Source organism: Arthrobacter sp. efr-133-TYG-104 (genome assembly GCF_030208915.1).
GTDB lineage: Bacteria > Actinomycetota > Actinomycetes > Actinomycetales > Micrococcaceae > Arthrobacter.
In genome coordinates, this window is sequence record NZ_JARVTA010000016.1 from 166,974 (window position 1) to 178,207 (window position 11,234).

The window sequence follows — 11,234 nt, forward strand, 5'->3', positions numbered from 1 at the left end:
GGAGAACGCCCTATGTGGAGAACCTAGGGTTTAGCTGGTAGCTGCGGCAGGTGCCGGGGCGGCTGGCGCTGGCGCAGCAGCGGGCGCAGCCGGAGCAGGCGAAACCGTGCTGCCCTTGGAGTCGCGTGAGTCGGTCCGGTAAAACCCGGAGCCCTTAAAGACAACGCCGACGCTGTTGAACTTCTTGCGCAAAGAACCCTTGCATTCGGGGCACTCCGTCAGGGAGCTGTCAGAGAAAGACTGGACGATGTCAAAGGCATGGCCACAGTCCTTGCAGGCGTACGCGTAAGTGGGCACTGAATTCCTCCTCTGGGACAAAGTTCAGGTCCTGGGCGGCGGAAGCGGGAGATCCGCATTAGCAGTCGCAGGGCCTGAGTGCCAATTCTATCATCCAGTGCGCGGCAGTTTCGGCACGGCGTAGCCTCGGCGGCGAAGGCGCTACGTCGGTTTAGGCTCCCGCCCGCATCCGGACGATTCCTGAAGGCGTCAGGACCTCCGGCACCGGACGATCAAAGCCTTCGGCGGGGATGGAGCCCGCGGGTAAGAGGTCCTCGTCGTAGATGACCGCAATGCTGGGGGGCCGTACTCCGGACGAGTCCAAGCCGTCCAATAGCCGGTCGTAGTAGCCGCCGCCTTGTCCTATGCGGCTGCCGGTCAGGTCCACCGCCGTCGCCGGCATGAAGATTCCAGCTGTTCCGGCAATTACCGCACTGTCCAAGCGTTCGCCCTCCGGCTCGTCGATCGGGGCGTAGGCAGAGCGGACAAAAGCCGTGTCCGGAGTCCAGTACACCCAGCTCAACTGCCGATCGGGTTCGCAGACAGGTAGGAGAACCCGGTGGCCTTCTGCGTAGAGGGCCTCGATGAGCGGCATGGTTGGCGGTTCGTGGGCGACGCCAACATAGAGTGCGAACTCGCCCGTGGATCCGCCGGCCACCCGTGCTGCCCACTGTTTACCATGAACGCTGATCGATGCCCCTGCAGCCGACCGTTGTTCCGGGGTCAGGGCACTGCGGCAGAGTCGTCGCGAGCTGCGGATCTCTTCTTTGGTAAGCATCTGGGTCCCATCATATTGGCGTCGGGTACAGAGTAATCCCGCAAAAGTGCAGCCCGGCTCGGCGGGGGTTTACCCGTTGCCGTGCTACTTCCGTTAGATTAGTCCGGTGACTCTCGATAACAATGCTGTCCGTAAAGCTGTCATCCCTGCCGCGGGTCTTGGTACCCGATTCCTTCCCGCCACTAAGGCGATGCCAAAGGAAATGCTGCCGGTGGTCGACAAGCCAGCCATCCAGTACGTCGTCGAAGAAGCGGTCAAGGTTGGCCTGCACGACGTCCTGATGATCACCGGGCGCAGCAAACGCGCTCTGGAAGATCACTTTGACCGGGTGCCGGCACTGGAAGCGACGCTGGCCGAGAAGGGCGATACGGCCAAACTTGAAGCCATTCAGTCGGCCACCAACCTCGGCGACATCCACTACGTCAGGCAAGGCGACGCCAAAGGCCTGGGCCACGCGGTCCTGCGTGCAAAGCAGCACGTGGGGCATGAGCCGTTCGCCGTTCTGCTCGGCGATGACCTCATCGATCCCAAAGATGACCTCTTGAGCGAAATGATTGCCGTCCAGCAGAAGACCGGCGGCTCTGTGGTGGCCCTCATCGAAGTGGAGCCTTCGAAGATCAGTGCCTACGGTTGTGCCGACGTCGAGGACATTGGCGAGGACGGCTACGTCCGGATTAAGCAGCTTGTGGAAAAGCCCTCTCCGGAAGAGGCGCCGTCGAACCTGGCCGTCATCGGCCGCTACGTACTGCACCCGGCAGTGTTCGATGTTCTGGAGAAAACAGAGCCCGGGCGTGGCGGGGAAATCCAACTTACCGACGCCCTTGAGGTCCTGGCTGGTGGCGAGGGTGAAGGCTATGGGGTCTATGGCGTGGTATTCCGGGGCCGCCGCTATGACACCGGCGACAAATTGAGCTACTTGAAGGCCTGCATCGAGCTTGCCTGTGAGCGTGAGGACCTCGGTCCCGAGCTCCGGGAGTGGCTGCCCAACTTCACCGCCAACCTTCCCCAATAGCGCGGATGTACGGCTCTGCGATCTGGCCGGTAACGCTGGAATGCGGAGACTTGGCGCTGCGGCCCATCCGTTATCGCGACCGGCGGGAGTGGTCCGACGTCCGGTCCCGCAACGGGGAGTGGCTGGCGCCCTGGGAAGCCTCGAACCCGGAACCCGGGGGACGCCTGCCCAGCTACCGCCAAATGGTGGCTTCGCTCCATAACCAGGCGAGACAGGCCATTGCACTGCCGTTCCTCATCACGGAACGGACAGCTGGCTACCGCGATCCTAAAATCGTCGGTCAACTGACTGTGTCCTCCATCATCTGGGGATCGGCAATGATGGCAACCCTGGGATATTGGGTTGATAAGGACCGGGCCGGCCATGGCATTGCGCCTACCGCGGTTGCCATGGCCACCGATCATTGCTTCGCGGTGTTGGGCTTGCACCGCATGGAAATCAACATTCGCCCTGAGAACGCGCCCAGCCTTCGGGTGGTGGAAAAGCTGGGGTTCCGTGATGAGGGGTACCGCGAACGGTATCTCCACATCAACGGGGAATGGGCCGACCATCGCTCCTTCGCGTTGACTTCCGACGAGGTTCCGGAAGGGCTGCTCCGCCGCTGGCTCCGAGGATAAAACGGCAGGTCAAGCGCTGGTTTTGGACCTCGGAGCGACCCGGTTCGACCGCATCTGCAGTCATTTGCCGACTCGGCCACGACACACCGACGGCAATGCGGCTGACCTCAGCTATTTGCTTCTACCGTTTTGAATGTGGACTTCCCTCTCAGCAGCTCCCTGGTGCTCGTTGTCACTGTCGCGCTGTGGATGGTGTGGGTGGCGCCCTATGTTTTGCGGAACAGGCGGCAGCAAGTCCTCACGGCCTCGCTGCCAGTTGAGGCATTCACCGACGAACCCAATCAGCCGCACCCAGGGGTGGTACTGACTTTGGCACCTCAGCAGGAGAAACCGATGGAGACCATGCACGGCAAAGCACAGGCGTCGCCCACGGATTCCGGAGCGGCTGGGATGTCCAGGAAAAAGCTGGCAGCAGACCCCTTCAGCATTCGTTATGCCCGGTTCACCATTGCGCTTGCCGGGCTTGCCCTGCTTCTGACGGCCATAGTTTCGGGCGTCCTGCGGGTTCTCGGTACGGGCTCCGCCTGGGTGCCGGTGCTTTCCCTCTTCGGTGCGGTGATCGCCGTCGTTATCCTGCGCAGGCTCGCCCTCAAGGATCGCCGCGCCCGGCGGGCGGTGCGTCCAGCGCCGGTCCAGTCGCCAGCGTGGATTCGCAGGGAAGAAACCCCGGCGGTGCCGAAAGAAACCACAGTGTTCGACGCCGAAGCCGGACGCAAGGAGCCGGCACGCCTTTCCGCTTCGGAACTTCGTGAGGCGGCCTTGGCTGTCGCGTTGGCCGCGGGGGATAAGCCGGAAGAAGTAACTCGAGATGCAAAGGGAGCCAGTTGGGAGCCGGTGGAAGTGCCGAAGCCCACGTACGTCGATGCTGCCAAAGCGTCCCGGCCTGCTCCCGAACCGCTGGATCTCCCGGAATCTCCCAAGCCGGTGGGCAAGCCGGTCCTCAAACAAGGTGCTGAACAGGCTGAAGCCGCAGTTGCCGCGCAGGCATCGGTTACGGCCAAGGGCAGCAGTGCGCTGAGCAACCTGGACTCTGTGTTGCAGCGCCGCCGCGCCTGACCCATGGCCACCATTTGTGTCGCGGGGGGCACGGGGCAGGTGGGCCGTGAGGTTGTCCGTATGGCGGTTGCCGCGGGGCAAACTGTTTCCGTACTCGCCCGCCATGTGCCTGCTTCCGGCTCGGCGCAGCACCACGACGGCGTTACCTACTTCGCGGGCGACGTCACCACGGGGGAGGGCCTGGACGCGGCCCTAGGCGGTGCCGACGTCGTTATCGATTGCCTTGAGGCTCAGTTCGGCAAGGCGCAGAAGCAATTCGCCGACGGCGGCCGGAGGCTTCTGAGTGCGGCCCACCGGGCGGGCGTGACCAGGGCCGTCATGTTGTCGATCGTCAACTGCGACCGCACCACATATCCGTACTATGCGTCGAAGGCCAGAAAAGAGGGGGTCTACGCGCAGGCATCCTTGGAAACAGTGGTGGTGCGGGCCACCCAGTTCCACAGCCTGGTTGCCGCGATCTTCCAATCGGGAGCGAAGCTTCGCCTGATCCCGGTCTTCAGGGGCGCGAAATTCCAGTCCATTTCACCCAACGACGTTGCCCGTGGCCTCCTTGAATCCGCGTTCGCAGGCCCGGACACGGAGCAGCACAGTGTGCGTACCCTGGGCGGCCCGGAGGTGCAGTCCATGCGGCAGATGGCTGAGCAGTGGCGCGAGATTACCGGACGAGGCGGCAGGATCGTGGAGCTGCCGCTGCCCGGGCGGCTCGGGGATTTCCTACGCGCCGGACACAACCTGAGCCCGGGTGAATGGCGCGGAACGGAGACGTTCGTGTCGTGGTTGGAAATGCGCCGCGAAACTTTGTAGCCTAGGGACACTGGCTGCGCGGAAATGCATGGTCCGGGGGCTATAGCTCAGTTGGTAGAGCGCTTCGTTCGCATCGAAGAGGTCAGGAGTTCGAATCTCCTTAGCTCCACAGTTTGCAAGGGCACGCAATGCGCCGACGACGACGCCTAGTGTCGGTCGCTGGCGCCGTCTGCGGATGTTCCTTGTTAAGCACGGCTGGCGGCGGTACTGTGCAGGCGCATCTCCAGGTCGTTCATCACGATCGCCGCAAGATCTTCCAGGGAGCGGACATCTTCCGCTGAGAATTCCCGGGCTTTCCTGTCCAGTACGCACATCGTCCCGAGGTTGTAGCCGTCCTGGGTCCGCAGTGGTACTCCTGCGTAGAATTTCAGCCCGAATTCGCCCGCGACCAGTGGGTTGGTGAGCGTGCGTGGGTCGGTGGGCGCGTTGGTGATGATCCACGGATCGTCCTGCAGGATCGCCGAGGCGCACAGCCCGGGGTCCCGGCTGATTTGCTCGACGTCAGTTCCGTGGTGGGATTTGAACCAGATCCGGTCGTGGTCCACGATGCTGACGATGGCGATAGGTACGGAAAACAACCTGGCGGCTAGGGACGTAATCCGGTCGAAGGCCCCATCGGGGGGTGTATCGAGAATGCCGTAGCGGTGCACCGCTTCCATCCTGGCTTCTTCGGTATCACCGCGACCGGAAGTGTCGCGGTGGCGCCCTGTGCCGGTGATGACTTCCTGCCTTAAAGCCAGTGAGACCTCTCGTGCCGAGGGCCGTTCCGCGGGCTCCCGTGAGAGCATCGCGGTCAGCACTCGGGCCCATGCAGGGGCGAGGTCTTCGGGGATGTGGGGATCGCGCAAGAGTCGGGCAAGAGCAGACTCCAGTGGCGCCCCCGGGTAGGGAACAATACCGGTCAGGCCCTCAAGGAGGACCAGGCCCAGGGAATAGACGTCACTGGCGGTACCTACGGGCTCACCCAAGGCTTGTTCGGGACTCAGATAAGCGGGAGTGCCTGAAGTTCCGGAGTTATCGTCCAGCCGGTCCTTGGCTGCGAGCATTGCGACGCCGAAGTCGGTGAGTTTGGCACGGACGCGGCTATCGTCGTTGTTGTAGTCGACCAACAGGATGTTCGCGGGCTTGATGTCGCGGTGCACAATGCCGTGATGGTGGATGTAGGACAAGCCGTCGGCGAGATCGTGGCCGATAAGGGCCATGTGCGCGGCTGATAGTGGCCCCTGGCGTTCCCTGACGCGCAGGTCCGGGCCGCGGACCAGTTCCATCACGAGGTAGCCCTTCCGGTCATCCGGGTCCGTCAGATCGGCGCCGGCATCGAGAAGGGTCACCAAGGCGTGGTGGCTTAGACCGGCCAGAATCCGCACCTCATTCTCCTGGCGCGGGATTTGGGCCGGTTCGGCGCCCACGTTCCGGAAAAGCTTCACCGCGACTTCCCGTAACAGGAGTTCGTCAGTGGCCCGGTAAACCGTTGCCAGGCTTCCGCGTCCGAGCACTTCGTGCAGGCGGTAGCGGCCCCCTAAGAGGAGCCCCGGTTTCAGCTCAGTCACAACAACCCCTCCAACGCCCAGTCCCGCAGTTACCCGTCATCACCAAATGATTCATCGTCGCCCCGCGACCCCGTCCTTTTGATGTGACGTCCGCCTCATGGCCAAGCACTGCGAATACCCGGAGAATAATAACCCTACTTACTATTCGGCGCAAAGCGCCTCTAACTTGAGCGGTCCTCGGCTGAGGTGACAGGGATGTCTTACATCGGTGATGACTCCGCGAGCGGTCGGCCATGGGATTCAGTTCGAGGTGCCGCAGAGGGCTCCGGACCGATCGGGTCTCCCGGCGTCGGCTATTGCTGCCGCGTCCGGTTACGGACGGGGAGACCCTTCGCGCGCGACCTTTAGGCCAGGGCTTGGTTGCTGGTTTTTGACAGTGGCCAGAAGGATGACTCCGGCGATGGCGACGGCGCCCGCGAGCCCGAAGCCGAGGAACGCCAATGGCGGGGCGGCGGCGGCTTCACCGAGGACGGTGATGCCAATGGTCACGGCGACGAGCGGATCGATGACCGTCAGCCCAGCAACGACGAGCTCCGGTGTGCCGCGGGTGTGCGCGTTCTGGACCAGAAACGTCCCGGACAGGGCGGCGATGATCAGTCCTGCCAGACAGCTCATCGACAGCCATTCGAAATCACCTTGGAAGAGCCGGGCGATGACGGTCTTGGCCAGGGCCGCGACAAACCCGAAGAGGATCCCGGCGCCGGCGGTGAACACCACCGCTCCCCAGCGGCGGCGCCACAGACCAAATCCCGTGCCCAATGCGGCGAGGACGACGCCGAGCAGGATCAGGATGGTGATGAGGTGACGGTCGCTGATCTCGACGTCCTGCGCAGATACGGCCGCGACAGCAACGAACACGCCCACCCCAACGATGCACAAAGCCACTGATGTGAGAGCCCGGCGGCCGGGGGACCGGCGGGTCATCCTGGCCGTGGCCAGGGTGGTGACGACCAGGGCTACCGCGCCGACGGGCTGCACGACAATCAGGGGTGAGAACCTCAGGCTGGTGAGCTGCAGAAGGATCGCTGCCCCGAGCATCCCGGTCCCGGCGAGCCAAACAGGTTTGCGCAGGAGAGCCTGCAGGCGGCCCCCGCCCATGCTTCCGGCCGCCCGCCCCGGTGCGGCCTCCTGGCCCTCGACGGCTTTGTGCTGGAAGAGCGTCCCGAGCGCCAGTAGGACAGCCCCGGCAACGGCGATGGGAATACCGAGCCAGTGATAGGACGACAACGCCGACACAGCTGAAGCGTGGATCATGAACCAACCCTACTGATTCGTTGTCGGCGCTGCCCACCCCGGATCGCCAAGTCCGGCCGCCCGAGGGCGGAGCGCGGGACGGGGACCCGGCTAGGTCTGCTGGTGTTCTAGAACTTGGTGGTGCCGCGCAACCGGCGCGGGCGGCCGTCGGGGTCTACGACGAGGCGGCTGATCGGATCGGCCCAAAGACGTTGGCGCGGTGACACAGGTTCGGGCGTATGGTGCCGCGCATGTCCGGCCGGGCGGGGGGTGTGGCGCCCGGTTCGGTGCCAGTCGTCGAGGGCGTCGGCGGCGTCGTTCCAGAGTCGGAGTCCGGCCGCCGGGTCCTCGAGCCGGGGATCGTTCTGTTCCAAGCCGATGTGTTCGGCCCAGAGCTCGCGCCGGAGCCGCTGGGCCAGCGGACCGGAGTCGCCGCGCCCGGTGTCTGTCCCGGGTAGCGCCGGGTACTCGGCCGTGTCGATTACGGCGCAGGTGAGCTCGCTATCGCTAGTCCAGGAGCGGCGGTTGAAGTTATCCGAGCCGCAGGTAAACCAAGTGTCATCGATGATGCAGATCTTTGCGTGGACGTAGATCGGGGTTCCCATCCGGTTCTCCAAGTCGAACACACCGACCCTGCCAGGCGCGGCACGGCGCAGGTTGTTGATGGCACGCAGCTGCCCGACCCGCATGGGTGGCCCCGCGAGGGCGCCGTCGGAATCGGGGTAGCGCGGCACGACGGCGATTACGTTGAGCTCCGGGTTCCGTTGCAGTGCCTCCGTGAGGCCGGCGGCGACTTCCGCGGACCAGAGGTATTGGTCCTCGATGTAGATCAGTGAACGGGCGCGGGCGAACGCTTTAGCGTAGCCGCGGGCGATGCTGCGCTCCCCGTCGGGCGCGAACGGAAACGGGGGATGCTTCACGCCGTATGTGCGCAGCAACTGCACGGCGTGCGGGCCCGCCGGGGGCGGCGGCGGCGCCACTTCGGGCAACGGTTCGGGGTGCCGCGGCATTCGGGCCAGACGCTGCAGCAGCATCCGGTAAGGCGTGCGGTGGTCCAGCGGATGCGGGTCGTTCCACCGCTCCGCGAACACGGCCAGTACGTCGGCGACCACAGGGCCGCGCAGTTCGAGGGTCGCGTCGTGCCACGGAGGTTGTTTCCCGTACCGGGGGTCCATAGTCACCGGCTGGGGGTCGCCCGCGTGCCCGGCGTCGTCGCGGCGGCTGTGCGAGAGGTCGATCCCGCCCACGAACGCGACGTCCCGCGACGGATCATCCCGGCGACGGATGACGAAGAGTTTTTGGTGGTGGGAGCCGAACAGGCGTACGCGCTGATCCAGCAGCACCTCACCCCCGGCATCGTTGACCTTTCGACTCAGCAACTCGTTGGAGCGGCCGCTCATCGGGGCCGACACGCGTTCCCCGTGGGATCGCCAGACCAGGCCGCGGACTTCCACGCCCGCACGGGCCAAACCTGCCAGAAGCTCACCGATCGACGGTCCGTCCGGCAACAGCCGCTCATCGGCGTCGCCTCGCCAGTCGGTGAACCAGACCCGGTCTCCGGGCTGCAGGGCGGTCAGCTCCTCATGCAGCCGTGCGAAATACTCGGTGCCATGGATCAGGGGCTTCACGAGGTTGCCCTCCGACCAGGCGCGGGTTCCATTGCCGCCGGCGTGCACGTCGGTGGCCAGATTCCCCCGCTCGGTGCGACTCAAAAACCACGTACCAGCCTTACCGTTCACCCAGTCCTCCTTGCACGGCCTGAGCCCAGGCCGCTCGTTTTCGGTGTCCAAAATAACGTACGACTATCCCAGCGGGGTCCTCCGAGGCGAAGACAAACGCTCCCGGGCAGCGTCAGTTGAGCCTCTGACCGACGGGCGGACGGACAGGCTGTGCCGTGGTGATCAGGACCTGGCAGTCGCAATCTTTGACCGAACCCGCACAAGGGGAGCGTTCGGATCGTGCGGCTGGGGCAGGGCGGTGAGGGAGAACTGGTCGATGACGCCGGGCCGGAAGACCAGGCATTCCGTCGAGCCACCGAACTGGAAGTACCCCAGCTCATCGCCCTTATTCACATGGTGGCCGGGGACGATTTCCGGGTTGATAACGCACGACGAGACCTCGATCATGCCCACCGGGATCACGGCCATGAGGCCGATGACCGGGTCGTCGGCCTGGATAAGGATGATCGCCCGCGCCGCGACATGGGCAAGATAGGACTGCGAGACAGTAGGCTCGACGGCGTCGGCGCCCTCGGATTCCGCCTCGGAAAAGTACGTACCGTCTTTGAGATATGCACGCACGATCGTTCCCGCGACGGGAGCGTGCCACCGGTGATAGTTCAAAGCGCTCAAGAACGCCTGATATACGGTTCCACCGACAAATTCATCCACGGACTCGTCCCGGGCGAGCAGGTCATCGAGTGAGTAGGGCTGGTTCTTGACCCAGAAGCGGCTCTGGCGTTGAACGTCGGAACTGATCTTGTAGGGGGTGGACTCGCAGGCGCTGACGATGACCTTGTCATCCTCGGGTGCAGCGACGGGTCTGGAAGTTGGAGTGAGCCGGCGGGCGAAGAAATCATTCCACGATGTGAAGCCCCAGTGCTCGGCGAGGGCATCGTGTTGGTAGTCGTCCATCCCGACGACCTGCCGGGCCTTCTCGGACATCCACCCCGACGGGGAATCGTTGAGCACATACAGCGAATCCTCGCTGGTCAGGAACTCGCACCATGCGTCCAGGACCTTGCGGAACATGGCCACGATCCGCGGATCACGGTGGGCTGCGAACCCGGCCTCGGTTCCCATCGTCCAGTCAAGGATCGCCGTCAACGGCGTGGTGACCATGCCGCCTTCGCTGAACTCGGGTGCCGTCGTCAGCACTTCATTGATCAGCCGGAGCATCTGATCAACGCTGGTGAGGTGGCGTTTGCGGTAGGGCTTCGACTTGGGGACCTGGTCGATCATCTCGGTCATGTAGAGACGTACGACCGGGTCGCTGGCGATCAGTTCCTGGAACTCTACAATTACCGGGTGCAGAGGAGCGTCTTCGCCCCGGGCCTCGACCTGTTCGCGGTGCCCCGCGATCCAGTCTTCGAGATCATCGTGGTTCTCGGGCAGCCAACCGCCCAGGCGTGGGACGCGGCGAGATGAAGTGTCCATAGTCATGATGCTGAGCCTACCCGTCCTGTTCTCGGTGACGCTTCGGAGCCGGGACGGATAGGTCGACTTTTACGCTGTATCCCGTCCGGCCCTGTTGCTGGAACCGGCGGCGCATGCATAGGGTACAAAGGTCGGTTCGTCAGCGCCGGCGTTATTGGGGGACGGGCAATCCGTCCGTTGGCGGGAAGGCCCTGTGTATGCTCCGTGGTGTGATGGTGCGCGCATTGGTGTGCCTGGCTTTGGTGATAGCGGGCATATCGACGTTCCCACTGGTGGCAGAAGCCGCACCCGGCGGAAAGTCCCTCAGCGCACCTGCTTCCCCCGTTCGGATGGCGACGACCCGGATGGCAACGACGAGCATGTCCTCGGCCTCGTTCACTGACGTTCCCCCGGGAGCGCAGTTCTTCACGGAGATCCAGTGGCTGGCGGCGCAAGGAATCTCCACCGGCTGGATCATGCCTGATAACAGCAAACAGTATCGCCCGCTGCTACCTGTGGCCCGTGACGCGATGGCGGCGTTCATGTACCGCCTGGCCGGCTCCCCGGCGTTCACGGCCCCGCAGAACTCACCCTTCACGGACATCACACCGAGCACAAAGTTCTACAAGGAGATCACCTGGCTGGCCTCCACCGGCATCAGCACCGGATACGTCGAGTCCGACAAGTCCAAAACGTACCGGCCAGCGGACTCCGTGGGGCGTGACGCGATGGCGGCGTTCATGTACCGCCTGGCCGGCTCCCCGGCGTTCACGG

11 protein-coding genes and 1 tRNA gene are annotated in these 11,234 nt (G+C 64.1%); 6 read left to right on the top strand and 6 right to left on the bottom strand.

The genetic code is table 11. From position 1 onward, the window contains the following. Positions 1-30: 30 nt before the first annotated feature. Both QRN04_RS12965 and QRN04_RS12970 read right to left on the bottom strand, forming a co-directional pair. Positions 31-297, bottom strand: coding sequence for an FmdB family zinc ribbon protein (locus QRN04_RS12965; protein ID WP_284976434.1), 267 nt, complete (start codon positions 295-297; stop codon positions 31-33). Between the two features lie 151 nt (positions 298-448). Continuing rightward, the gene (locus QRN04_RS12970) at positions 449-1,054 is read right to left on the bottom strand and encodes a 5-formyltetrahydrofolate cyclo-ligase (protein ID WP_284976435.1); all 606 of its coding nucleotides are present in this window, start codon (positions 1,052-1,054) and stop codon (positions 449-451) included. A gap of 106 nt (positions 1,055-1,160) precedes the next feature. On the opposite strand from QRN04_RS12970, the gene galU reads away from it, so the two are divergent. The 5 genes from galU (at position 1,161) to QRN04_RS12995 (ending at position 4,652) form a co-directional block, all read left to right on the top strand. Next, positions 1,161-2,066: a UTP--glucose-1-phosphate uridylyltransferase GalU gene (gene galU / locus QRN04_RS12975; RefSeq protein ID WP_284976436.1), complete on the top strand. Its 906-nt coding sequence runs from the start codon at positions 1,161-1,163 to the stop codon at positions 2,064-2,066. Positions 2,067-2,071: 5 nt separating this feature from the next. After that, positions 2,072-2,683 carry a GNAT family N-acetyltransferase gene (locus QRN04_RS12980; protein WP_284976437.1) on the top strand — a complete coding sequence of 204 codons (612 nt, stop codon included), beginning with the start codon at positions 2,072-2,074 and terminating at the stop codon, positions 2,681-2,683. Positions 2,684-2,818: 135 nt separating this feature from the next. Further along, positions 2,819-3,739, top strand: coding sequence for a hypothetical protein (locus QRN04_RS12985; RefSeq protein WP_284976438.1), 921 nt, complete (start codon positions 2,819-2,821; stop codon positions 3,737-3,739). Between the two features lie 3 nt (positions 3,740-3,742). Next, positions 3,743-4,543, top strand: a complete 801-nt coding sequence (locus QRN04_RS12990) for an SDR family oxidoreductase (RefSeq protein ID WP_284976439.1) — start codon at positions 3,743-3,745, stop codon at positions 4,541-4,543. Between the two features lie 36 nt (positions 4,544-4,579). Further along, a tRNA-Ala gene (locus QRN04_RS12995) sits at positions 4,580-4,652 on the top strand. Between the two features lie 76 nt (positions 4,653-4,728). On the opposite strand, the gene QRN04_RS13000 is transcribed toward QRN04_RS12995, so the two are convergent. From QRN04_RS13000 to QRN04_RS13015, 4 genes are all read right to left on the bottom strand, one after another. Next, entirely contained in the window at positions 4,729-6,093 is a 1,365-nt protein-coding gene (locus tag QRN04_RS13000) for a protein kinase domain-containing protein (RefSeq protein WP_284976440.1), read from the bottom strand. A 312-nt stretch (positions 6,094-6,405) separates the two neighbouring features. After that, entirely contained in the window at positions 6,406-7,347 is a 942-nt protein-coding gene (locus QRN04_RS13005) for a DMT family transporter (protein WP_284976441.1), read from the bottom strand. Between the two features lie 107 nt (positions 7,348-7,454). Continuing rightward, on the bottom strand, positions 7,455-9,065 hold the full coding sequence (locus QRN04_RS13010) for a phospholipase D family protein (protein ID WP_284976442.1): 1,611 nt from the start codon (positions 9,063-9,065) through the stop codon (positions 7,455-7,457). A 162-nt stretch (positions 9,066-9,227) separates the two neighbouring features. After that, a complete protein-coding gene (locus QRN04_RS13015; RefSeq protein ID WP_284976443.1) occupies positions 9,228-10,487 on the bottom strand; it encodes a phosphatidylserine decarboxylase family protein in 1,260 nt (419 codons plus the stop codon). A 191-nt stretch (positions 10,488-10,678) separates the two neighbouring features. On the opposite strand from QRN04_RS13015, the gene QRN04_RS13020 reads away from it, so the two are divergent. Beyond that, a partial coding sequence (locus tag QRN04_RS13020) for an S-layer homology domain-containing protein (protein WP_350224939.1) occupies positions 10,679-11,234 on the top strand: 556 nt, incomplete at its 3' end.